Raw genomic sequence first — 24,338 nt, forward strand, 5'->3', positions numbered from 1 at the left:
TGTTGTCCTCAGCGCGGTAGATAACGTACTTTGGCGGCGCCGGCCGCCAGGCACTAAGGAGAAAACCACCCATGAGTCTTGCAGGGTTGCGAACAGCGCTTTCTGAAGATCCACTGTTCGCCCGGGTGCGCAGCTACGCCGCTGCCCACCCCGCAACGCGCAGCACCGACGTGGCCTTTAGCGCCCCCGCAGGCATGCGGGCGGTGCTCCTGGCAGAAGTAGCGGATGGTTTGGCCTCGGCTGCCTCTTCTTCGGACGAGCTCCCGGGCGTGGTCCTGGCCGTCACTGCCACCGGTCGCGAGGCTGAGGACACCGTCGCCGCCCTGCGCTCCTACCTGCCCGACGGGGCTGTGGCCGAATTCCCCAGCTGGGAAACCCTTCCGCACGAACGCCTGTCACCGCGCTCGGACACTGTAGGTCGGCGCCTCTCCGTCCTGCGCCGGTTGGCCCATCCCGAGCACGACGCCGGAGATCACCTTCGCGTGATCGTGGCACCTATCCGTGCGGTGGTCCAGCCGCTGGTGGCTGGCTTGGGAGAGTTGGTGCCGGTACGGGTGAAGGTGGGAGAGGAGATCCCCTTTGCTGCGCTCATCAAGGCACTGGCCGACGCGGCGTACGCACGCGTAGACATGGTCACGCATCGCGGCGAATTTGCTGTCCGAGGCGGCATCATCGATGTCTTCCCGCCCACCGACAACCACCCGATCCGTGTCGAGTTCTTCGGCGACGAAGTTGACTCGATGCGGTGGTTCAGCATCGCCGACCAGCGCACCCTGACCTCCGTCAAGGGCTCCGTCAGCCACCCGAGCGAACTGTACGCTCCGCCTTGCCGGGAAATCCTCATCACACCCACCGTCATGGGCCGGGCCGCCAAATTGAAGAACGCCATGCCCGGTGCCGCTGCCATGCTGGAAAAAATTGCCGGCGGCATTGCCGTGGAAGGCATGGAGTCCTTGGCTCCGGCCCTCGTTGACGGCATGGTGCCGCTGGCCTCCTTGTTGCCTGCCGCATCCATCACCGTGGTGCTGGATCCCGAAAAAGTCAGCGCCAGGGCTCACGATCTGGAATCCACCAACGAAGAATTCTTGGAAGCTGCCTGGTCTACAGCGTCCGACGGCGGCAATGCCCCGCTTGATCTGTCGCAGGCCAGCGGCGTAGCAGCCGGGGTGGATCTGGCCTCGGCTGGATTCAAGTCTTTGGCGCAAACCCGTGAGACTGCCCTTGAGTATGGGATTGGCTGGTGGGCGCTGAGTTCTTTGGCTCAGGATGAAGAGCTGGAACCGTCCACCGATGTGCTGAACCTGCACGCCCGGGAACCTCGGGGCTACCGGGGTGACGTGGCGGAGATGATGGAGTTCATCGGCTCCCGCGTCAAGGATCAGTGGCGTGTTGTTGTGGCCACCCAGGGCCCGGGCCCGGCCCAACGCCTGGCTGAGCTATTCCACGAAGCCAACATCCCGACGTCGCGCGTGGACTCTCTGGATGCGCCACCGCAGCCGGGCATCATCGAGGTGACCACGGCTGACACTGGCCGCGGCTTTGTCCTGGATTCGCTGAAGCTGGGCCTGCTGACCGAGGCGGATCTGCTGGGTCGCGCGTCCGCGGTCTCCACCCGCGACATGCGCAAGATGCCCTCGAAGCGGCGCAACGCCGTGGACCCGCTGCAGCTTGCAGCCGGGGACTTTGTGGTTCACGAGCAGCACGGTGTGGGTAAGTTTGTGGAACTTATTCAGCGCAAGGTGCCCGGTGCCGGCGTTGGTGGGGCTGCCGGTTTGCGCGAATACCTGGTGCTGGAATATGCGCCCTCCAAGCGCGGGGCACCGGGTGACCGGCTCTTTGTGCCCACCGATCAGCTGGATCAAGTGACCGCGTATGTGGGTGGAGACGCACCGGCGCTCTCAAAGATGGGTGGCTCCGACTGGGCCGCCACCAAGTCCAAGGCACGCAAAGCCGTCAAGGAGATTGCCGGAGAGCTGATCCGGTTGTACTCGGCGCGCATGGCGTCTAAGGGGCACGCTTTCGGGCCGGACACTCCGTGGCAGGCCGAGCTGGAAGAAGCCTTCCCCTACGTAGAGACGCCGGATCAGCTGGTGGCCATCAACGAGGTCAAGGCCGACATGGAGAAGGAAGTCCCCATGGACCGGCTGATCTCCGGCGATGTGGGCTATGGCAAGACTGAAATTGCCGTACGTGCTGCCTTCAAGGCGGTCCAGGACGGCAAACAAGTGGCCATTTTGGTTCCGACCACGCTGCTGGCGCAACAGCACTATGAGACGTTCAACGAGCGTTTTTCCGGCTTCCCGATTCGGGTGAAGCCGCTTTCGCGCTTCCAAACCGCCAAGGAATCCAAGGAAATCATGGAGGGCGTGCGCACGGGAACAGTGGATGTTGTCATTGGCACGCACCGCTTGCTCTCCAAGGACTTCGGCTTCAAGGACCTGGGCTTGGTCATTGTTGATGAGGAACAGCGCTTTGGTGTGGAGCACAAAGAGGCGCTGAAGAAGATGCGCACCAATGTTGATGTGTTGGCCATGAGCGCCACGCCCATCCCGCGAACCTTGGAAATGTCCATGACGGGCATCCGCGAAACCTCTACCTTGGCCACTCCGCCTGAGGAACGCCACCCCGTGCTGACCTACGTTGGTGCGCACAGCGACAAGCAGGTGGGCGCCGCCATTCGACGTGAGCTTATGCGCGAGGGGCAAGTGTTTTATGTGCACAACCGGGTTAAATCAATTGAGAGCACTGCCGCGCACATCCAGCAACTGGTTCCCGATGCGCGTGTAGCGGTGGCCCATGGACAAATGTCTGAATCGCGCCTGGAGCAGATCATTGTTGACTTCTGGGAAAAGCGTTTTGACGTGCTGGTGTGCACAACCATCATCGAAACGGGGTTGGATATTTCCAATGCCAACACGCTCATTGTGGAGCAGGCCAATAACTACGGGCTGTCCCAGCTGCACCAGCTGCGCGGGCGTGTGGGCCGCGGGCGCGAACGCGCTTATGCCTATTTCCTGTACCCGGCGGACAAACCGCTGGGCGAGGTGGCCTTGGAACGGCTCAAGGCAGTAGCGGCACACAATGAACTCGGTGCCGGTATGGCCTTGGCCATGAAGGACCTTGAAATCCGTGGTGCCGGAAACCTGCTGGGTGGGGAGCAGTCGGGCCACATCCAAGGTGTTGGCTTCGACCTCTACATTCGACTGGTGGGCGAGGCTGTGGCGGACTTCCGCGGTGAAGGTGAGGAGCGGACGGCAGAGATGAAGATTGAGCTGCCCGTCAATGCCCACCTGCCACACGACTACGTACCGGGGGAGCGGTTGCGTCTCGAGGCGTACCGGAAGCTGGCCGCTGCTGTGAGTGTTGAAGCCATTGCCGAGGTGGAGGCTGAACTGATCGACAGGTACGGTGAGCTGCCGCAGGCTGCCGTGAATCTGCTGGCCGTGGCCAACTTCAAGGTACTGGCCCGGGCCGCAGGCCTGACAGACGTTGCTCTGCAGGGTAACTTCATCAAGTTCGCCCCGGCTGAGTTGCCCGAATCCAAGGAGATGCGCCTGACCCGCATGTACCCGGGCTCCATGGTGAAGTCGGCGCTGAACGCGATCTTGATTCCTAAGCCCAAGACTGCGCGGATTGGTGGCCGCGACCTGGCCGATGCCGAAGTGCTCAAGTGGGCGCAGGGCGTGCTGGAAGCCATCTTTGAAGTGACCCCACAGACCGTGGCGGCCAAATAACGAACTGCCGCTACGTTATGCGCCGGACTGGGGCCGGAGTCCGGCGCACAACGGTTGGACACTTTCCCTATGCGTCAGACTCGGACCGGGTCCGGCGCATCTTGTCCACAGGCGCCATAGTCAGCACGAGTCCGGCGCATAACGGTGAGGCACTTTCCCTATGCGTCAGACTCGGACCGGGTCCGGCGCATAATAATTGTGCTGGGTGCTGGGTGCTGGGTGCTGGGTGCTGGGTGCTGGGTGCTGGGTGCTGGGTGCTGGACGGGCGGTGCGGAGAGTTGGCCGCCAACCAGCGCGGCGGTACAACCCGGCCTCGCGTTGTACCGCCAGCCGGCAGCGCCACCCGGCCTCCCGGCGTCGTGCTCAAGTCGGTGCATGAAACTGCTTCTAAAACAGGGCTTAAACATCTGAACCGCAGCAGAGGCTTACGCCAATTGCTGCGGTTCAGTGGAAAACGGAAACTGGCTACTCGCCTGCGGAGTCCGTGCGGCCCATGATGGTCATCGGGAACCAGAAGGCCAGCGCGCACAGGCCAATGCCGACGCCGGCCGGGATGAAGGCGTGGGCAAAGCTTTCCAGGCTCCAGTATGAGAACGCAAAGATTCCACCGAGGAACAATGCAAGGAAAACGACGAACAAGACGATGGACTGCACCAGGCTGTTCTCGCCCTGGTAACGGGTGCTGGACACTGTTCCTCCTGACCCCATGGCGGGGAGCTGAGTGGGTGCACCGGACTCACCGGCGCGTTGATCTACCAACGATCTTAGTACGGATTAGTACGAAGCTGCGCCCGTACCACCGGTGACGATGGCGATACCGGAGCTGGTACCAATGCGAGTGGCACCCGCGGCAATCATTTCCAAAGCCTTTTCCCGTGTGCGGACTCCGCCGGAGGCCTTGACGCCCAGGTCCGGACCCACGGTTTTGCGCATTAACGCAACATCTTGGGCCGTGGCGCCGCCGCCGTTGAAGCCCGTGGAGGTCTTGACGAAATCGGCGCCAGCTTCGAGCGCCGCCTGACAGGCCAAGACCTTCTCGTCGTCGCTGAGCAGTGAGGTTTCAATGATGACCTTCAGCAGGGAATCCGCTTCGTGGACCACCTCGGCCACGGCTGAAATATCCGACACCAGCGCGTCCTTGTTCAAAGCCCTGGCCGATGCGATGTTGATGACCATGTCAATTTCATCCGCGCCGTCCATGGTGGCACCGCGGGCTTCGAATACCTTGACATCGGTATTGTGCGTGCCGAGCGGGAAACCCACCACCGTGCACGTCAGTACGCCCGTGCCGAGCAGAGCCTTCTTTGCTGCTTCAACCCAAATGGGGTTAACACATACCGACTTGAAGTGATGCTCAGCTGCTTCCTTGCATAGGCGCACGATGTCAGCGTGGCTGGCCTCGGGTGCTAGCAGGGTGTGATCAATGTAGCTTGCGAGTTCGTCGCCTGGCTGGCTTGCAGCGAACGGGCTGTTGGATGTCATGATGCGGACCTTCCCACGTGTGAATGATTAACACCATGGTGCCACAGTAAAGGCCACCATGAGGCTTGGTTGGAGGCGGCCGTTGGCTGTTTTTGGCGAGCTCGGCGTCAGCGGAGGAGGTCAGTGGCGGGCGTCAGCGCAGCCGGTAGCCGCGCTTGACCACGGTTTCCACAATGCTGGCGTCCGGCAAGGCTGCCCGGAGCCGACTAATGGTCATGTGGAGGGCGTGATCGCCTTCCAAGGATCCGGTCCCCGCAGCGAGCTCGCTGGGCGAAAGGACCCCGCCGTCTGCGCCCATGAGCAACTTCAGTAGTTGCAGGGGGGCAGGCGCCACCGGTACCGGAAGCCCGTTGACCAGCAACGACTGCCCGCGCACCTCCAGCACGGACCCGGCACTCTCCACACGCAGCACCCCTGTCTTCTCCAGATACTCACAGACCAGCCTGATCAGGGCCCCCATACGGAACCGTTCCGGCATCAGCGGGACAATGCCGGCCTGAAGGAGTGGGGCCGCAGTAACAGGACCGACGACGGCGCACACCACGCCGCCGATTCCTGCCGTGGTAATTCCACCTGCGCCGTTTCCGCCTGCGCCGCTTCCAACGTTGGGGTCGATCCCGCGCAATGCGGCACGGAATTGCTCGCCACGGCCCAAAGCATCGGCGGCGCTGAGCACCGCGTCGACTGCCGGGGCGCTTGTAAACGTCAGGACATCGATTTCCTTGTTGATGACGGCGTCAATCAGTTGGGGCAATTTATCCCCTTCTTCAGCGTTGACCCAGCGATACGGGGTCACGGTCAACACCCTGGCGCCAGCCTCGCGCAGCCGGGTCAGGGCTGCCACGTCCGTGTAACCGTGAACCTGCACGGCCACTGTCTTGCCGACCACACCGGCAGAAATCACCAAATCCGTCAGCGTTGCCGTGGTCTCATCGGAGCTGATGCCATCGTCATCGAGCCCTGCGGCCCGGACCGCGCCACGAGCCTTGGGGCCACGCACGTAAATAGAAGAGGAGGCCAGCGTTGCCAGCAGCTCTTCACCCTGCCCGGCAACATCGGCCGCCTCGGCCCAGCGACGCATCCCGTAGGCGGTGGTGACCATGACGATGTCCGGCGCTGCGGCAATCACGGCCGCCGTTTCTGCGCGCAGTGCCTCATCATCTTCAACAGGGGCAATTTTCAAGGCCGGAGCGTGCTGCACCTGAGCGCCGCGACGTTCCAGCGCGTCAATCAAGTCCCCGGCCCGGCGATGCGCGGTGACACCGATCCGGAAGCCGCGCAGTGGCTGATCCAGGTGCGGGGAAGAAAGCTGGGGTGTCTCGCTCATGAAATCCTTCAAGCTGTTTGCAAATAGGCATCCGCGACGAAGTTCGGGACGGCCAAGCCATGCTCGCCAGCTAGATTCACCACATCCCCGATGACAATGACAGCGGGATTGAGGCAAGCAGATGACGCGTGAACAATCGTACCGAGCGTTGCCACTGTGGTGCGTTGCGTATGGCTGAATCCATTCTCGACGATAGCCACGGGCGTAACACTTGCTAATCCGGCTCCGCTGAGGCCCGCCATCAAAGAGGGCAATGTGCCGATGCCCATCAGGACAACAATGGTGCCGCCCAACCCTGCCAAATGCGTGAATTCATTGGTGGTCAACGGTGCGTGTCCCGAGACCACTGTGAACAGGTGGCTGACGTTGCGGTGAGTCACGGGGATGCCCGCAGCGCCCGGCACGGCGATGGAGCTGGAAATACCAGGCACAACGGTGACGGCTATGCCGGCAGCCACAGCCCCGGCCATTTCCTCACCGCCTCGCCCAAACACAAAGGGATCCCCGCCCTTGAGGCGCACCACGTGCAGACCGGACTTGGCGCCATCGATCATGCGGGAGGTGATCTCTTCCTGTGGGACCTTGTGATGTCCGGGGGTTTTTCCCACATCCACGAAGGTGGCCCGGGGTGCCAAGGCGGCGAGATCTTCGGTGGGACCCAGCCTGTCGAAGTAGACTACATCCGCTGCGGTCAACGCCTTTGCAGCGCGCAGCGTCAACAGATCGGCCGGACCCGGCCCGCCGCCCACCAAGGTGATGTGTCCGGTGCGGCCAATGCGGCGGGGGCTTGTTGGAGTTGCCATGGATTTCACCATTAGTTGTGCTCGGCGATGGAGCTGCGGACGGGGATGTGGGTGGCAATCAGCACCGGGCCAGCCTCAGCTTTTTCGGAGGCCGTTGCTGGACGGATCTGTCCGCGCTCGGGCACAAACATGATCGAATCGTCGGCTACTTCAGGGGCATTGACAAAGGAACGGAAACGGCGCAGACGTTCGGGATCGGCCAAGGTGGCAGCCCATTCGTCCTCGTAGTTGCCCACGTGTGTGTTCATGGCAGCTTCCAGATCGGCGGCGATGCCCAACGAATCGTTGACCACCACATCCACCACGTGAGCCAATTCGCCGTCGAGCTCTTCCTGCCAACGGGCTGTACGCTGCAGACGTTCGGCGGTGCGGATGTAGTACATGAGATACCTGTCGATGTAGCTGATGAGCGTGTCATCATCGAGGTCCTTGGCGAGCAGCTGGGCGTGCGCCGGGGTGGCTCCGCCGTTGCCGCCCACATAGACGTTCCAGCCGTCGGCGGTGGCAATGACACCCACATCCTTGCCGCGTGCCTCGGCGCACTCACGGGCGCAGCCGGACACGCCGAGCTTGAATTTGTGCGGGCTGCGCAATCCGCGGTACCGCAGCTCCAATTTGATGGCCATGGCCACCGAATCCTGAACGCCGTAGCGGCACCAGGAGGAGCCCACACAGGATTTCACGGTGCGCAGCGACTTGCCGTACGCCTGTCCGGATTCCATGCCGGCGTCCACCAGGATCTTCCAGATCTCCGGTAGCTGCTCCAGCCGGGCGCCGAAGAGGTCAATCCGCTGACCGCCGGTAATCTTCGTGTACAGGTTGAAATCCTGGGCGACCTTGGCGATGACGGCCAGCTTGTCCGGGGTGATCTCCCCGCCCGGGATGCGCGGCACCACCGAGTACGTGCCGTCCTTTTGCATGTTGGCAAGCGCGCGGTCATTGGTGTCCTGCAGGGTGCCGCGGCCCTCGTCTAGGACGTAGGCGCTGTTTTGGCTGGCCAGAATATTGGCGATGGTGGGCTTGCAAATATCGCAGCCACGCCCATTTTTCGCCGTCTCATCGACGCCAAAACGGGCCAGAATGTCGGGGAAACTGGTGAGTTCCAGTGCACGGACTGCCTCGAACAGTTCCGGGCGGGACATCTCAAAGTGCTCACAGAGGGCCTTGGAAACCGTGATGCCCGACTTCTTCAGCTCACCCTCCATGAGCTTTTTCAGCAGCGGAACGCAGGATCCACACTGGGTGCCGGCGCGGGTGCAGGCTTTGAGCCCGGGCAGATCCTGAACCGGTGAGTTGCCTTCGCACGTCCCGCAGCCGTTGACGGCGTCGCGGACACTGCCGGCGGAGACGTTGTTGCATGAGCACAAGATGGCATCGTCGGGAAGTTCGACGACGGGAGCGTCACCGCCGCCTGCTGCCGAAAGGAACGCCCCGGGTTCGCCCGGCAGCTCCCTGCCCAGGAGCGGGCGCAGGCTGGTGTAGGGGCTGGCATCCCCAACAAAAATGCCGCCGAGGAGCGTTTTGGCATCGGCACTGGTGACGATCTTTTGGTATACGCCGCGGGCCGGATCGGCGTAAACCACTTCCAGGCTGTTCTCTGTAGTGGCAAAGGCGTCGCCGAAGCTGGCCACATCCACACCGGAGAGCTTGAGCTTGGTAGCAGTGTCAAAGCCGGGGAAGGTGGCGCCGCCGCCGTGGAGCCTGTCGGCGACAATTTCTGCCATGGTGTTGGCCGGGGCTACCAAACCCAGACACATGCCCTCGTAGTTGGCCACCTCGCCAATGGCCCAGACGCCGGGCACGCCCGTGGCGCAACTATCGGTGATGACAATGCCGCCGCGCGGGCCCAGCTCGAATCCGTGGTGGGCAACCCCGTCACTGTCGCGGGCCAGCTCATCGCGAGGCCGTACGCCCACGGAAACCACCACGAGGTCTGCGGCTACCACCGAGTCATCGGCCATGAGCACTCCGGTGACCTGACCGGCGTCGTCTGTCTGAATAGCTTTGGGGTACTGGCCAATAGCGGCGTTCATGCCCTTCGCAGCGACCAAACGGCCCAGAGCCTGGCCGGCGCCCTCGTCGAGTTGGGCGTTCATGAGCCAGCGCCCGCCATTGATGACTACCGAATCCGCACCAAGCTTGATGAGTCCGGCCGCAGCCTCCAGGCCCAGCAGACCACCGCCGATGACTGCCGTCTGCACCGTGCGGCCCAACTTCTCGCTCAGCGCGGCAACTTGCTGGTTCAGCGTCCAGACGTCGTCCAAGGTGCGGTAAACGTGGGTGTACTCGGAACCAGGGATGCTCAGGCGCGTGGCGTCAGAGCCGGTAGCCAAGACCAACTCGTCATAGGGGTAGATGGTGAGTTCGCCACAGTCCATGGTCTGCACGGTGCCCTGCTCGGGATTGATGCTGGCAACTTCAGCGCCGGTGACGAGCGTGACGGCGGGGTGATCCCACAGTGCTGCATCGCCCAGGGTGAGATCGGTGGAGACATCCTTGAGGGCCTGGCTCAGCGCCACCCTGTCATAGGGAACGTGGACTTCCTCGGTGAGGACGGTGATGTGCCAGTCATTGCGGCCGCGGGCATGCATAGCCTCGACAAAACGATGAGCGGCTGGCCCGCCGCCAACCACAACGATCTTGCGGAAGTTGGTGGCACTGCTGGCCGTGGTGCTTTGCTCGCTTGGCTGCGTCATGTCTATGGCCTTTCCTGGGGGCCCGGTGGAGGCGGCCTCGTGTTGGCGGAACCTACGCCGGCCCTCTTGGGTGGGCCTGGTACCGGCACCAACGTGTGTTTCCATGTTAGGAAAGGGCCATTGCTACGCCGTTTCGTCGATGTAACAGCCAGTTAACATAAGCCTCACGGGCCCCGGCATCGCGGTGGTGAGAGAGGTTTAACATTTCCGTTACCGGGGCGTCGGGCAGGGGAAACATGGCCGTTTTAGGGTTGATCTCAGTTGCCCGACCCGCAGCTTCTGGTCACCGGGTTGTGGGTTGGGCATCCAGTTTTTTGCCACGGCGCTTAGCTCCCACCCGGCCCCGATCAAAAGGAACGCTCATGGAACAGCTCATGGAAATGCCCCGCACCTCCCACGCTCATGGCGCTCGCACCGCACATACAACGCGGTGGTTTCCGGTGTGCAAGTTGCGCGATCTCGAAGACTCGTGGGGTGAAGCGGCCCTGATCAACGGACAGCAAGTCGCGCTGTTCCGGGTGGGTGAAAACGACGTTTTTGCGGTGTCCCATGCCGACCCGGCCACCGCCTCCCATGTCATGGCCCGCGGTGTGGTTGGCTCCCGCGGCAACACGTACACCATCGCCTCACCGCTGCACAAAGAGGTCTACTCGCTGGCAACGGGGGAGTGCTTCGGCAGGCCAGAATTATCCTTGGACACCTTCCCGGTGCGCGTTGTGGCCGGCGGTATCGAGGTGGAGCTCTAGAGCTGGACCCGCCCGATAGCTGCAGCTGCAACGCAGCACGATTGACGTGGCACAACAAAAAACGCCACGCAGCCGTGTGAAAGCGGATGAGTGGCGTAATTCGCGCGGCTAGAGCCGTGACTAACTGTTAGAGATTTTCCAGCCCCAGGGCTGCCTTGACGTCAATAACCACCGCGGCCAGTGCACGTTGCGCCTCTTCGTGAGCTGCGCCGAGATGCTCCGCGCCGGTCACCGGAATGATGACTTCCAGGTAGCACTTGAGCTTTGGTTCGGTGCCGCTGGGCCGGATGATGACCCGGGTGCCGTTATCGCTCCAGTAGGCCATGGCCTCCGTGGCGGGCAAGTCAATTGAGCCCGTGGCGAGATCGGCGAGCTCGGCAATGGCTGAACCGTCAAAGTGCGCAGGAGGCTGGGCCCGGAGCCGGGACACCATGGCGTGAATATCGGAGATTTCCTCGACGCGGATGCTGATCTGGTTACTGACGTGGAGACCGTGCGCCAAAGCCAAGTCATCCAAAACATCGAAGAGCGTCCGGCCAACAGCCTTGAGTGAGGCGGCCATTTCAGCCACCAAGAGCCCAGCCGAAATCCCGTCCTTGTCGCGTACCACCTCCGGTGCCACGCAATAGCCCAAAGCTTCTTCGTAGCCGTAAGTAAGCGCCGGAACACGCGAAATCCACTTGAAACCTGTCAGCGTATGGGCATGTCCGTATCCGGCGGCAGCTGCGATCTTGCCCAGCAGTCGCGAGGAAACAATCGAGTTGGCAAAGACGGGGGTACCTGTTGCGCCGGTTTCTGCTGTTCCGGCGCGCCCGCCCCTTGCCGCTATGTGCGCTCCGAGCAAGGCCCCCACCTGGTCGCCGTGGAGCTGATGCCACGTTCCGGTGGCGGGGTTCAGCGCACCGACAGCGACCCTGTCGGCGTCGGGATCGTTGGCCAAGACCAGATCGGCACCGACCTCTTCCGCCAAGGCAAAGGCTAGATCCATGGCGCCAGGCTCTTCCGGATTAGGGAAGGAGACAGTGGGGAAGTCTGGGTCAGGGGCGGATTGTTCGGCAACGGCATGAACATCGGTGAACCCGGCACTGTTGAGCACAGCCAGGGCCGTTTCATGCCCCACACCGTGCAGCGAGGTGTGGACAATGCGCAGCTCCCGTGCGGGGAAGGCCGTAGGATCCACCAATGTGGCAACAGTTGTTTTGTACTCCTGAACCAGTGCATCGCCAAGGACATGCCAACCCTCGTTGGCCATCTCAATGCCTGAAGTTTCGCCCATTTCCGCTGTGTTGGCAACGGTATCAATGTGACCGGCGATCAAGGAATCGTGCGGGGCAACAATTTGCACGCCGCGAGCCTCCGGAGCCACGGCCCGGCCGCCCAAGTACACCTTGTAGCCGTTGTCTTGGCGTGGATTATGGCTAGCTGTCACCATGATGCCGGCTTCGCAGTCCAGGGCACGTACAGCGTAAGCCAGCACCGGTGTTGGCAGCGGTGCCGGCATCAGGAATGTTTCAATACCAGCCGCAGTGAAAATAGCCGCGGTCTCTTGCGCAAACGCCTGCGAGTTGTAGCGGGCGTCAAATCCCACAACTGCCCGGGGCTGGTACCGCAGGACAGACGCGGAGGAGGATCCGGCGTCGAAAGTGTCCTTCTGCCCTTCCTGAGCGTCCTCAGGCTGCGCGGGCTCCTTGGCGAGGGCGAGCAAGTGCGCGGCCACACCGGCTGCGGCGCGCCGCACCACCACCTTGTTCATCCGGTTCGGGCCAGGCCCCATGGCGGCGCGGAGCCCGGCCGTCCCAAATGCGAGATTGCCGGCAAAGCTGTCGGCCAACTCTGCCGGGTCAGCCGGCGCGGCGGCGATCAAATCCAGCAGTTGCGCGGCAGTTGCCGGGTCCGGATCGTGGTCAGCCCACTGGCCTGCGGCCGCCTGCAGGGCCGCAATCTCGAGTGCTGAGGCGGACTCGGATTGGTTCTCGTTTACATGTCTCACGAAACCAATGTAACCGCACCGCGCGCGAACTCCTACAACTTTGCGATGATACCGGCCAACAAGGCGGAAATGCGGGGGCCTGCGGCGGTGCCGGCCTCGATAACTTCAGTGTGGCTGAGCGGGGTGGCGCTGATGCCGGCGGCGAGGTTGGTCACCAGGGAAATGCCGAATACTTCCATGCCGGCGGCGCGGGCGGCAATGGCCTCCAGCGCCGTGGACATGCCCACTAAATCGGCACCAATGCGCTTGGCGTACTGCACCTCGGCAGGAGTTTCGTAATGCGGGCCGGTGAACTGGGCGTAGACGCCTTCATCAAGGGTGGAATCCACTTGGCGGGCCACTGCACGCAGCCTGGCGGAGTACAGATCCGTCAGGTCCACAAACGTTGCGCCCTCGAGCGGGGACGTCGCCGTCAAATTGATGTGGTCGCTGATCAACACGGGCGTGCCGGGGGTCCACGCCTCGTTGAGCCCGCCGCAGCCGTTGGTCAAAACCATGGTGGTGGCGCCGGCAGCGGCGGCGGTGCGCACACCGTGGACCACAGCGCGCACGCCCTTGCCTTCGTAGAAGTGGGTGCGGGCGCCGAGGACCAAAACGTTCTTGCCACCGGGGGTGCGGATGGATGTCAGCGTGGCCACGTGGCCTACTACTGCGGGGGCGGAAAAGCCCGGGACGTCAGTGGCATCCAGGACAGCTGTGACCTCGCCGATGAGACCTGCCGCTTCACCCCAGCCCGAGCCCAGAACCACTGCGATGTGGTGAGTTTGAACACCCGTGTGTTCGGCAATATAGGCGGCTGCCTCGCGGGCTAGCTGGCTGGGATCGGTCTGCTCTGCGGTGTTTTGAATAGTCACGGAACCAACATACCGGCCCCGTGTGCCTAAGCACAGTCTTGGTGGAACTTGGTGCATGGCGCGGCCTAGGGAAGAATGAATGATTGTGACCAGTCAACAGGATGTATTTGCGCCCTTTGCCCTTCCCAGCCTTGCCATTCTTGGTGGTGGTCCCGGCGGCTACGAAGCCGCCATGGTGGCCGCGTCAATGGGAGCCGCGGTGACCATTGTGGAGCGCGCCGGACTGGGCGGAGCAGCTGTCCTGACAGACGTTGTCCCGTCCAAGTCGCTGATCGCCGTGGCTGAGGCCATGAACCGCAGCGTCGACTCCACACAGCTCGGTGTGAGCTTCGAATCTGCCGAGGGCAACCCCAAGACCGTCATGAAGGCTGATCTGAAGCAGATCAACGAACGCGTGATGCGCCTGGCCAAGGAACAGTCCGCTGACATCCGCCGCGGCCTGGAAGCCGTGGGCGTGAAGATCGTCATCGGCACTGGCCGTTTGCTGGACAACCGCACCATCGAAGTGGACCGCGGCGAGTCACGCGAGATCATCAAGGCCGATTCCATCCTGGTCTCCGTTGGCGCCCACCCCCGTGAACTTGCCACGGCCCAGCCCGACGGCGAACGCATCTTCAACTGGACCCAGATTTATGATTTGGACGAACTCCCCGAAGAGCTGATCGTGGTGGGTTCTGGTGTGACCGGCGCTGAATTCGCCTCCGCCTTCAACGGCTTGGGCTCAAAGGTCACCTTGATTTCCAGTCGCGACCAGGTTCTGCCCGGCGAGGACTCCGACGCCGCTGCCGTGCTGGAAGACGTCTTCGCCCGCCGAGGACTGCGCGTGCTGTCTCAGTCGCGCGCCGAGGCCGTAGAACGAACCGCCGACGGCGTAGTGGTGACACTGGGCGACGGCTCCAAGGTCACCGGTACCCACTGCCTGGTCTGCGTTGGCTCCATCCCCAACACCACCGGGATCGGTCTGGAAGCTGCCGGCGTTGAGGTCACCCCCAGCGGCCACATTAAGGTCGACGGCGTCTCCCGCACCAGCGCGCCGAATGTCTACGCTGCCGGTGACTGCACGGGCGTTTTTGCACTGGCGTCCGTAGCTGCCATGCAGGGCCGCATCGCGGTGGCTCACATGGGTGGCGACGGCGTACGCCCGCTGAAGCTGACACAGGTTTCCTCCAACATTTTCACCTCCCCGGAGATCGCCTCCGTGGGTGTCTCCGAAGCCGATCTGGCCTCGGGCAAGTACCAGGGTGATGTCATCAAGCTGTCCCTGGACACCAACGCCCGCGCCAAGATGCGTGGCGTCAATGACGGCTTTGTGAAGATCATCGCTCGCAAGGGTTCCGGAACCGTTATTGGCGGTGTGGTTGTGGGTGCTGGCGCCTGTGAACTCATCTTCCCGATCGCGCTGGCGGTGACTCAGAAGCTGCACGTGGATGACGTGGCCAACACGTTTACGGTGTACCCGTCCATGTCCGGCTCCATTTCAGAGGCTGCGCGCCGCCTCCACGTCCACATGTAACTCACCCTGCTGCGAATCGACCCGTTGCGCGAATCGACCCGTGAGTTAAGGTCGCTTAGAAAGTTCTAAGCGACCTTAACTCACGGGTCGATTCTGTTTTCTGCGGCGCTCCGTCTGACTCGATGGATCGCAGGGCGCGAATGTGGGGTGATTTAGGCCGCGGCCGGGGCGAAATGGGCCTCGATGAGGGACTTCAGCTCTCCGTGGCAGCCGCCGCAGCCGGTTCCGGCCCGTGTGGTGGCAGAAAGCTCCGGAACCGTGGCGCAGCCGCCCGTCACCGCGTCCGTGATGCTCTCTTCTGAGACCCCGGCACAGCGGCACACTGTCCTGGTAGGGTCGGCCACCGCCACGGCACCGCTGTCCCCGTCCGAGCCATCCAATCGCAAGAGTGCTGAGCGGTCTGCCGGAAGCTCGGATCCGCGTTCAAAGAGTAGCGTCAGTTCCGCGCCCGCACGGGGCATGCCGACACTCACGAATCCTGCCAGCACGCCGCCACGGGTACTCATTTTCACGTATTTCCCGTGCTCGGGATCAACCCACTGGCTGATGTTCAAGCCGGGAACATCGTCAAAGGGCCCCGCTGACACATCTCCGGCCGCTGCCACGTCAACTCCGCGAGCCTTGAGCATGATGACCGGGGCGCGCTCCGCAGGCAAGGGTACGGTAGGGCGCGGAGCTGTGGCTGCTGCGGAATCGCTCAGGAACCCTGCGAGCCATTCGGCCTGCCGCCACCCCGGACCAATGAGACCCAGTGGCCCCGAGTTATCAGCGCACTCCGGACACGTTGCGTCCAAGCAACGCACTTCTGCACAATCGCCCAGGGCAAAGATGTGGGGATCGTGATGGGCCATGAGCTGATGGTCCACCAAAATACCCCTGTCCGTGGCCAGCCCGGCTCCAGCAGCCACCTCAATGCGCGGCCGCACGCCACAGGAGAGCAGCAGTAGCTCCCCCTCCACTGTTGCCCCCGCATCCTGAAGCAACCCGGAAAAGGTGGGAACGCCGTCGGCTCCGGGACTCAATTCCACCCCGACAGCACGCGCCTGCGAGACCACTGTAATACCCCGGGCACGCAGCGCGGCCGCCACCGTATGGCCCGCACCGGCGTCAATGCTGCGGCCCAGAGTGTGCGCCCCGTGATGGACCACCGTCACGTGCGCACCCTCGTCGCGAGCAGCCAGCGCGGCTTCCAAACCAAGAATTCCGCCACCCAGCACCACCACGCGCTCGTGGCGAACGACGGCGTTGCGCAGCACCGCGGCATCGGCCAGATCGCGCAGGGCACTCACGCCACGGGGGAGCGGGACCCGTGCTGTGGGATCCGGGTTGAGCCCGTGCAAGGTGGGAACCACGGGGCGGGCACCTGTGGCGAAGACCAGCTTGTCATAGCCGATCCATGTGCCGTCGGAGAGCAGGACGCCGCGGCGGGCACGGTCCACGCGCCGGACCAGGACCCCCATGAGGACAGTCATTCCGGCAGCTCTGAGCTCTGCCGCATCGGAGACGGAAATGGCCTCTTCGGTGGTCCTGCCAACGCCCAGATCGGCGACCAGCACACGGTTGTAGGCTGCCGTGGGTTCCTCGCCAATAATGGTCAGTGCCAGCTCGCCGCGACGGACGCTGGGCAATAATTCCTCGGCCAGGCGGGCCGCCACAGGCCCGTATCCTATGACCACGATGTGCTGGGGTGCCAAGGTCATGCGACTGCCTCCAATGCTGCGTCAAGTGATCCGGCTTGCTCCGATACCGCATCCGCGGGTGCATGTATTGGCGTATCCGCCGTCACGGTGACCGAGCTGGCCTTGAATTCCGGCATCCCGGAGATGGGATCCACGGCCGCGCTGGTGAGTAAGTTGGCGTTCTCCTCGGCCGGAAAATGGAAGGGCAGAAACACCGTATCGCTGCGAATGGCCCTGCTGTACGTGGCTGTACACCGCACCGTTCCACGCCCGTTCGCGATGGTGACACGTGCGCCGTCGAGAATTCCTCGCGATTGCGCAGCCAGCGGATGGATGAGCAGCTCAGCCCGCGGAGCGGCATCCGATAAGGCCTGCACCCGCCGCGTCTGGGAACCGGATTGGTAGTGCTCCAACAGCCGGCCGGTGACCAGAGCCAGCGTTGCTCCCGTGAACAGCGTGTCCCGGGCACTTCTGCTCGACGGCGTTACCGGTGTCAGCACGGCACGGCCGTCCGCATGGGCAAATCGCTCTAGGAAGAGCCGCGGCGTGCCTTGACTGCCGGCCGGATAGGGCCAGTAAGCCTCTGCGCCGGCATCCAACATGGCGTAATCAATGCCGGAGTAATCGGCCAGCCCACCAGCGGAGGCGGCGCGCAATTCGGTGAACACCGTCTCCGGATCCGAGCTAAAGCTCGACGGCGCATCCAGTCGACGCGCAAGCTCTGACATGATCCACAGCTCCGAGCGCGCACCCGCAGGAGGGGAGAGCACGGCCCGGCGGCGCAGCACGCGGCCCTCGAGATTTGTCATGGTGCCCTCCTCCTCAGCCCATTGCAGGACCGGCAGCACCAGATGCGCCTCCCGCGCCGTCTCCGACATGAAGAAATCCGCCACCACCAGAAAGTCCAGCTGGCGCAGTCCCTCGAGTACCTCGCTGGCGTTGGGCGCCGAGACAGCTACATTGGCGCCGTGAATGAAGAAGGTGCGCACGCCGTGGGGCTTGCCGAGTGAGGCGAGAAGTTCGACGGCGGGCAGGCCGGGACCGGGGATGTCCTCCGGTTCCACGCCCCACACCTTGGCAACGTGGGCGCGGGCGGCGGGGTCGGTGATTTTGCGGTAGCCGGGGAGCTGATCGGCCTTCTGGCCATGTTCGCGCCCACCCTGCCCGTTGCCCTGACCGGTCAACGTGCCGTACCCGCTAGTGGTCGAGCCGGGGAGGCCCAACAACAGGGCCAGGTTAATGGCGGCCGTGGCCGTGTCGGTGCCGTCCACATGCTGTTCCACGCCGCGTCCGGTGAGGATGTAACTGCCGCCGCGCTGGGCGCCAACGGCTAGGAGCCGGGCCGTTTCGCGCAGCTGTTGTACGGGTACGCCCGTGACCGATTGCACGCGTTCGGGCCACCAAGAGGCCACGCTGCGGGCCAGTGCATCGTAGCCATGGGTGCGCTTGCTGATGAACTCCGTGTTGGCCAGTCCATCCGCAATGACAATGTGGGCCAGGCCCAGCAACAGCACCAGATCGGTGGCTGGAACTGGTTGTAAATGTAGACCGGCGCCGTCGCCTGTGAACTCTGCCGTGGCGGTGCGCCTGGGATCAACAACGATGAGCCCGCCGGCTTCCCGGGCGCCCGCCAAATGCTGGACGAACGGGGGCATGGTCTCGGCCACGTTGGAGCCGAGCATTAGAACGGTGTGGGCGTTATCAAGGTCTGCGAGAGGGAAGGGTAAACCGCGGTCCAGGCCGAACGCCCGGTTGCCGGCGGCCGCTGCCGAGGACATGCAAAAGCGGCCGTTGTAATCAATGCGGGAGGTGCCTAGTGCCAGGCGGGCGAACTTGCCCAACTGGTAAGCCTTCTCATTTGTCAGCCCGCCGCCGCCAAAAACTCCCACGGCATCGGGACCGTGAACGGCTCGAGTGCGCAGCACGTTGTCGGCAATCAGATCAAGGGCTTGCTCCCAGTCGATGGGGCGGTGCTGGCCGTCGGCTCCGCGGAGGAGGGGGGTGGTGACGCGGCTGGCATGGCCCAGTAGTGCCGCCGAGGTCCACCCCTTGCGGCACAGCCCGCTGCGATTGGTAGGGAAATCGCGGCCGGCAATGGTGGGTTCGGGGACTGCCGGGGTCACTGTCATGGCACATTGCAAAGCACAGTAAGGACAGTGGGTGTCCGTCCCGGCCCCAGCCCCCGCGGCGGCTAGCGAGACAGCGCGGAGGCGAGTGTCCGGCGTCGTGCTGCTCTGTCCCAAAGGGGGACTGATCGCGGAGGCAGGGAGCTGCGCGCCCGGCGTCGTGCTGGTCTTGTTGGGTGCGGCAGTCATTACACGTTGCCCAAGGATGCGGCCGATGAGCGGCGGAGGTAGACGGCCCAGGTCAGCGTCATGAGTACCAGGTAGGCGGCGACGAAGCCGATGAAGGCGCCTTCGTAGCCACCGGTGGACTGGCGGGAGGCGTTTAGGACCTGCGGGACCACGAATCCGCCATAAGCGCCAATCGCTGAGATGATGCCCAGCGCGGCCGAACCCTTGCGGGTAGCGCTCATTTGGCCGTCACCGGTTGCGTCCCCGGAGTTCTTGGCGCGGAGGGCAAACACCATGGGAATCATGCGGTAGGTGGAGCCATTACCGGCACCGGCTGCGGCGAAGAGTACCAGGAAGAGGATCAGGAAGAGCGGGAAGCTGCCCAGCGGAAGGGTGAGGACCTGGACCATGGCTGTCAGGGCCAGCACGCCGAAGCAGGCGACGGTGACGCGGGCGCCACCCCAGCGATCGGCCAATTTGCCGCCGTATGGCCGGGCAAGGGAGCCGGTCAGGGCACCCAGGAACGCCAGCGAGATGATGGCCGGTCCCATTTTCAGTCCCACGCCGGCGCCAAAGGAATCCATGATCAGCTTAGGGAACACGGCCGAGAAGCCGATAAAGGAACCGAAGGTGCCAATGTAGAGCAGCGCCAGAATCCAGAGGTGCGGTTCGCGAAGGGATGCAAGGGAGCCGGCAATATCCGACTTGGCGCTGGAGAGGTTGTCCATGTACTTCCAGGCGCCCCACGCGGCGATCAGGATCAGTGGGACCCACATGAGCCCGGCCAGCGGGAGCCCTAGTGTGCCAGCGGCCAGCAAGGTCACTGCCACAGGCACCATGAACTGTGCGACGGCGGCACCTAAGTTTCCGCCGGCTGCGTTCAGTCCCAGCGCCCAACCCTTTTCACGGGCGGGGTAGAAGTAGGTGATGTTGGCCATCGAGGAGGCGAAGTTGCCGCCACCCAAGCCGGCGAGTGCTGCCACAACGAGCATGGTGCCGAACGGGGTCTCCGGGTTGCCCAAGCACCACGCCATGCCCAGTGTGGGGATCAGCAGCAGGAGGGCGGAGACGATGGTCCAGTTACGCCCGCCGAATCTGGCCACCATGAAGGTGTACGGAATGCGCAGCGTGGCTCCGACGAGGGAGGGGATGGAAATGAGCCAGAAGAGTTCCCCGGAGCTGAAGGTGAATCCGGCCGCTGGCATGAAGACCACCACGATGGACCATAGCTGCCAGACCACAAAGCCTAAGAATTCGCAGGCGATGGACCAGGCGAGGTTTCGTTTGGCAATGGCACGCCCCACACTGTTCCATTGCCCCGTGTCCTCGGCGTTCCAGTGATGCAACCAGCGGCCCCGTGAACTGCTCAGTGCTGCTCCGGTGTCCGTTGCTGTGGTCTTGCTGGTGGTGGTACTCATCTGTTCAGCCGTCATGACAAACCTCCCGGTCGCTGTGGTGACTGTGCACTCTTGTGGCGAATGCAGTGTCTTCAATGCTTGTGATCACAACGTTAGAGATGCGGAGTTTCGGGGCCGGTCACGGGGTGTGAAATTGTTGTGACGTTTACCTAACAGCGGTCCGGGAGCACGGTTAGGTGGAATTTTGACCATTGCTGCACCACTTCGCAGGGTCCACATGATGGCGTGATTGTCCAGCAGGTGGACAGTGGTAGTACTGTTGGGAGTCGCAGAGTGAAATATTGTCGTTTTGCCACCATGGTTGTTGACTTGCCTTTGAGTGCGTGAGATACGCCCGCGAGGCCTGCTTGCCCTGTGAGTGGCAAAACACCTGAGAGAAAGCCGAGCCATGAGCTCTTCCAAAAACACGGCGGCCGCGGAGACTGCTCCAGTCAACAGCCGCGGCAGGGTCATTGTTGCCAGCCTTATCGGAACCACCATCGAGTTTTACGATTTCTACGTTTACGCAACGGCTGCAGTGCTGGTTTTCCCCGCATTGTTCTTCCCCAACGCGGATGCTGCAACGGCGCTACTGAGTTCGTTCGCTATTTTCGGGGTGGCGTTCGTTGCCCGCCCGTTGGGTTCCATTGTTTTCGGCCACTTCGGCGACAAAGTTGGCCGCAAGGGAACGCTCGTGGCGTCCCTGCTGACCATGGGTGTTGCCACCTTCCTGATCGGCTGCCTGCCCACGGCACTCGTGCCCGGTTGGACGTTCTGGGCGCCAGCTCTGCTGGTGGTCATGCGCTTCATGCAGGGTCTGGCTCTGGGCGGCGAGTGGAGTGGCGCGGCACTGCTGGCCACCGAGAACGCTCCGGAAGGCAAACGCGCCATCTGGGGAACCTTCCCACAGCTGGGTGCGCCCATCGGCTTCATCCTCGCTAACGGCATCTTCCTCTGGCTCAGCCTCGGCATGAGCACGGAGCAGTTCCAATCGTGGGGCTGGCGCATTCCGTTCCTCCTCAGTGCGGTCATGGTCATCATCGGCCTGTACGTCCGGCTGAAGCTGGTAGAAACCCCCGCTTTCCAGAAGGTCATCGACCAGGGCGAAGTTTCCAAGCTCCCCGTTGGCCGCGTGTTCAAGACCAGCTGGCGCCCCCTCATCTTGGGTACGTTCGTCATGCTGGCCACCTATGTTCTCTTCTACCTGATGACAACCTTCACACTGTCCTACGGCACCACCCCGGCCACCATCGAAGCAGCCAAAGCCAAGGCCGAGGCTGCGGGCAAGCCGATGAGTGCCGATGCCGTTGCCAACTGGGTCGCAGGACTGGGCTACACGCGCAACGAATTCCTGGTCATGCTCATCATCGGTGTTGTCTTCTTCGGTATCTTCACGCTGGTCTCCGGACCATTGGCTGAGAAGTATGGCCGCCGCAAGTCCCTGCTGTGGATCACGTCCGGCATCTTGGTCTTTGGATTCACGTTCGTACCGCTGTTCGGTGCTGGCACCGCAGGTGTCATGACGCTGCTCATTGTGGGCTTCTCGCTGATGGGTCTGACCTTCGGTCCCATGGGGGCACTGCTGCCGGAATTGTTCCCCACCAACGTGCGGTACACCGGCTCAGCTATCAGCTACAACATGTCCAGCATCCTCGGTGCTGCCGTGGCTCCGTTCATTGCCGTGGCCCTCTGGCAGGCAGCCGACGGAAGCCCCGTCCTGGTGGGTGTCTACCTGTCCTCGATGGCTGTGCTGACGCTGATCGCCCTCTTCATCATGAAGGAAACTCGCGACCTGGAATACACCTCCAACGTCAGCTAGTCCCCACTTGCCGGCCTATAAATCGCTGACGCGATTTCTGGGAACCTGGCAAGCGTGGGCCCACCACCCGCATTCAACTAAGGGCCTCGATGGTCTTGCCCACTGCAGTGGTCAAGACCATCGAGGCCCTTTTGGTCCCCAGCCCCATCGGCATTTGTGTTAAAGCCATAACAATGTCCGAAGAGTACAGTAAATCAGCTGATGTGAGCCACGATACGTTAACGTTGCTTCATGACTACCTCACCCGTAGGCGGGGGCGGAAAAGCCGCTCCAGCCCCTCGAGAGACATTCTCCTCGCGAAAACTCTTCATCCTCTCAGCCATCGGTTCCGCCGTTGGGCTGGGCAACATCTGGCGATTCCCTTATGTCGCCTATGAAAATGGTGGCGGCGCTTTCCTGATTCCCTACCTGGTGGCACTGCTATGCGCCGGTATCCCTCTACTGTTCCTTGACTACTCGATTGGCCACCGCTTCCGCGGATCGGCACCCCTGTCCTACCGTCGCTTGCACCGTGCGGCGGAGCCCATCGGCTGGTGGCAGGTATTGATCTGCTTCGTCATTGCCATCTACTACGCCGCGATCATTGCCTGGGCGGCCATGTATACGTGGTTCTCGGTCACGAAAGCCTGGGGCGACGACGCCGAAGGCTTCTTCTTCGGAGACTACCTGCAGTCAGCCGATCAGGCCGGCTTGTCCTTTGAATTCGTCTCCAATGTCTTCTTCCCCATGCTGGCAGTCTGGGTTGTGGCCATTGTGATCATGGTGGCCGGAGTTAACAAGGGCATCTCACGCGCCAACGCCGTGTTCTTGCCGCTGTTGGTGATCATGTTCGTGATCCTGGTGGTGCAGTCGCTGTTCCTCGATGGGGCAATGGTTGGCCTGAACGCCTTCTTCACCCCGGAATGGTCTGCCCTGCAGAACCCGAGTGTGTGGGCAGCTGCCTTTGGCCACATCTTCTTCTCCCTTTCGGTGGCCTTTGGCATCATGGTCACTTACTCTTCCTACCTCAAGCGCAAGACCGACTTGACCGGTTCGGGCATGGTTGTAGCGTTTGCTAACTCCGGCTTCGAGATTCTCGCCGGTATTGGCGTTTTCGCAGCGCTGGGCTTCATGTCAGTGACTGCTGGAAAACCCGTGGATGAGGTGGCCTCCGGCGGCATCGGGCTGGCTTTCGTGGCCTTCCCAACTATCGTTTCCGAAGCACCGTTTGGGGCGGTGCTGGGCGTATTGTTCTTTGGATCTCTAGTCTTTGCCGGATTGACCTCGCTGATATCCATTCTCGAAGTCATCGTTGCGGCCTTCCAAGACAAACTTGGGTGGAGCCGCAAGAGTGCCACCTTGATTGTCACCATCCCGATTGCCGTGATCTCCCTGGTCCTGTTCCCGACCACCACCGGAATTCACCTGCTGGATACCTCGGACGCGTTCGTGAACCAGTTCGGCATTCTGGCCTGTGCACTCGTCGCGGTCATCGTGATCTCTGCCGGGCTCAGCAGCCTCCCGAGACTCCAACAGCACCTGAACCGGACCTCCACCATCAAGATGGGCACCGGCTGGCGCATTGTGGTCGGTGGCATCGTGCCGGTGGCCTTGGGCTACATGCTCATCAACGAGATCCAGTCCAAGAGCTCCGAACAGTACTCAGGCTACCCAGCCTGGTTCAACGGTGTCTTCGGCTGGGGCATGGCCGGTGCGCTGATTGTGGGCGCCGTGCTGCTCTCGCTGATTCCTTGGAGCGAGAAATCCAAGCTCAAGGATCCCGAATATGAAGCGTTCAATGCAGCCGCAGAACTTGAAGGCGACGTGGACAACAACATCAAGGAGTTGAAGTCATGACCCCGGTAGCCATCACCATGATGATCATTGCCATGTTGACCGTGTGGGGCGGTTTGGCCCTTTCCATGTGGAACCTCGCGCGTCACCCGGAAGACGAAGACGAGCTTCCCGGCCCCGAGGAAATGCCGCACGAACTCTAGCTTTAAACACTGAAGTACGACGCCGGGA

The 24,338-nt window shown here is 62.6% G+C and carries 16 protein-coding genes; 6 read left to right on the plus strand and 10 right to left on the minus strand.

Annotation, left to right across the window (positions count from 1 at the left end):
- Nucleotides 1-71 precede the first annotated feature (71 nt).
- Nucleotides 72-3,734: a transcription-repair coupling factor gene (gene mfd / locus CXQ93_RS02235; RefSeq protein ID WP_104108837.1), complete on the plus strand. Its 3,663-nt coding sequence runs from the start codon at nucleotides 72-74 to the stop codon at nucleotides 3,732-3,734.
- A 465-nt stretch (nucleotides 3,735-4,199) separates the two neighbouring features.
- On the opposite strand, the gene CXQ93_RS02245 is transcribed toward mfd, so the two are convergent.
- The 5 genes from CXQ93_RS02245 to nirB all read right to left on the minus strand — a co-directional run bounded on the left by CXQ93_RS02245 (nucleotide 4,200) and on the right by nirB (nucleotide 10,042).
- A complete protein-coding gene (locus CXQ93_RS02245) occupies nucleotides 4,200-4,424 on the minus strand; it encodes a hypothetical protein (protein ID WP_258068532.1) in 225 nt (74 codons plus the stop codon).
- Nucleotides 4,425-4,508: 84 nt separating this feature from the next.
- Nucleotides 4,509-5,216 (minus strand): deoxyribose-phosphate aldolase, encoded by a 708-nt coding sequence (gene deoC / locus CXQ93_RS02250; protein WP_104108839.1) that lies wholly within the window; start codon nucleotides 5,214-5,216, stop codon nucleotides 4,509-4,511.
- Nucleotides 5,217-5,349: 133 nt separating this feature from the next.
- Complete coding sequence (locus tag CXQ93_RS02255) at nucleotides 5,350-6,543, minus strand: uroporphyrinogen-III synthase (RefSeq protein ID WP_104108840.1); 1,194 nt, start codon at nucleotides 6,541-6,543, stop codon at nucleotides 5,350-5,352.
- Between the two features lie 8 nt (nucleotides 6,544-6,551).
- Nucleotides 6,552-7,358, minus strand: coding sequence for a uroporphyrinogen-III C-methyltransferase (cobA, locus tag CXQ93_RS02260; protein WP_104108841.1), 807 nt, complete (start codon nucleotides 7,356-7,358; stop codon nucleotides 6,552-6,554).
- Complete coding sequence (nirB, locus tag CXQ93_RS02265; protein ID WP_104108842.1) at nucleotides 7,358-10,042, minus strand: nitrite reductase large subunit NirB; 2,685 nt, start codon at nucleotides 10,040-10,042, stop codon at nucleotides 7,358-7,360. Before nirB ends, cobA begins: the two co-directional genes overlap by 1 nt.
- A gap of 380 nt (nucleotides 10,043-10,422) precedes the next feature.
- Here nirB and nirD point away from each other — a divergent pair, with 380 nt between their 5' ends.
- Entirely contained in the window at nucleotides 10,423-10,788 is a 366-nt protein-coding gene (gene nirD / locus CXQ93_RS02270; protein WP_104109175.1) for a nitrite reductase small subunit NirD, read from the plus strand.
- A 127-nt stretch (nucleotides 10,789-10,915) separates the two neighbouring features.
- On the opposite strand, the gene CXQ93_RS02275 is transcribed toward nirD, so the two are convergent.
- Together CXQ93_RS02275 and CXQ93_RS02280 are read right to left on the minus strand one after the other, a co-directional pair.
- Nucleotides 10,916-12,730 carry a phospho-sugar mutase gene (locus CXQ93_RS02275; RefSeq protein ID WP_104109176.1) on the minus strand — a complete coding sequence of 605 codons (1,815 nt, stop codon included), beginning with the start codon at nucleotides 12,728-12,730 and terminating at the stop codon, nucleotides 10,916-10,918.
- 80 nt (nucleotides 12,731-12,810) lie between these two features.
- On the minus strand, nucleotides 12,811-13,626 hold the full coding sequence (locus CXQ93_RS02280) for a purine-nucleoside phosphorylase (protein WP_374953381.1): 816 nt from the start codon (nucleotides 13,624-13,626) through the stop codon (nucleotides 12,811-12,813).
- A gap of 178 nt (nucleotides 13,627-13,804) precedes the next feature.
- Between CXQ93_RS02280 and CXQ93_RS02285 the strand changes: the two genes are divergently transcribed.
- The gene (locus CXQ93_RS02285) at nucleotides 13,805-15,145 is read left to right on the plus strand and encodes an NAD(P)H-quinone dehydrogenase (RefSeq protein ID WP_374953382.1); all 1,341 of its coding nucleotides are present in this window, start codon (nucleotides 13,805-13,807) and stop codon (nucleotides 15,143-15,145) included.
- Nucleotides 15,146-15,297: 152 nt separating this feature from the next.
- Here the strand turns inward: CXQ93_RS02285 and CXQ93_RS02290 are convergent, their stop codons facing one another.
- Genes CXQ93_RS02290 through CXQ93_RS02300 form a run of 3 tightly spaced genes read right to left on the minus strand, consistent with a single transcriptional unit; the run spans nucleotide 15,298 to nucleotide 20,551 of the window.
- Nucleotides 15,298-16,845, minus strand: coding sequence for an FAD-dependent oxidoreductase (locus CXQ93_RS02290; protein ID WP_104108845.1), 1,548 nt, complete (start codon nucleotides 16,843-16,845; stop codon nucleotides 15,298-15,300).
- A complete protein-coding gene (locus CXQ93_RS02295) occupies nucleotides 16,842-19,139 on the minus strand; it encodes a molybdopterin oxidoreductase family protein (protein ID WP_146073139.1) in 2,298 nt (765 codons plus the stop codon). Before CXQ93_RS02295 ends, CXQ93_RS02290 begins: the two co-directional genes overlap by 4 nt.
- On the minus strand, nucleotides 19,139-20,551 hold the full coding sequence (locus tag CXQ93_RS02300; RefSeq protein ID WP_104108847.1) for an MFS transporter: 1,413 nt from the start codon (nucleotides 20,549-20,551) through the stop codon (nucleotides 19,139-19,141). Before CXQ93_RS02300 ends, CXQ93_RS02295 begins: the two co-directional genes overlap by 1 nt.
- 373 nt (nucleotides 20,552-20,924) lie before the next feature.
- Here CXQ93_RS02300 and CXQ93_RS02305 point away from each other — a divergent pair, with 373 nt between their 5' ends.
- The 3 genes from CXQ93_RS02305 to CXQ93_RS02315 all read left to right on the plus strand — a co-directional run bounded on the left by CXQ93_RS02305 (nucleotide 20,925) and on the right by CXQ93_RS02315 (nucleotide 24,310).
- Complete coding sequence (locus CXQ93_RS02305) at nucleotides 20,925-22,334, plus strand: MFS transporter (protein WP_104108848.1); 1,410 nt, start codon at nucleotides 20,925-20,927, stop codon at nucleotides 22,332-22,334.
- Between the two features lie 231 nt (nucleotides 22,335-22,565).
- Entirely contained in the window at nucleotides 22,566-24,170 is a 1,605-nt protein-coding gene (locus CXQ93_RS02310; protein ID WP_104108849.1) for a sodium-dependent transporter, read from the plus strand.
- Complete coding sequence (locus CXQ93_RS02315; protein WP_082634378.1) at nucleotides 24,167-24,310, plus strand: methionine/alanine import family NSS transporter small subunit; 144 nt, start codon at nucleotides 24,167-24,169, stop codon at nucleotides 24,308-24,310. Before CXQ93_RS02310 ends, CXQ93_RS02315 begins: the two co-directional genes overlap by 4 nt.
- Nucleotides 24,311-24,338 lie beyond the last annotated feature (28 nt).

Source organism: Arthrobacter sp. N199823 (genome assembly GCF_002929705.1).
In the GTDB taxonomy this organism is placed as follows: Bacteria; Actinomycetota; Actinomycetes; order Actinomycetales; family Micrococcaceae; genus Specibacter.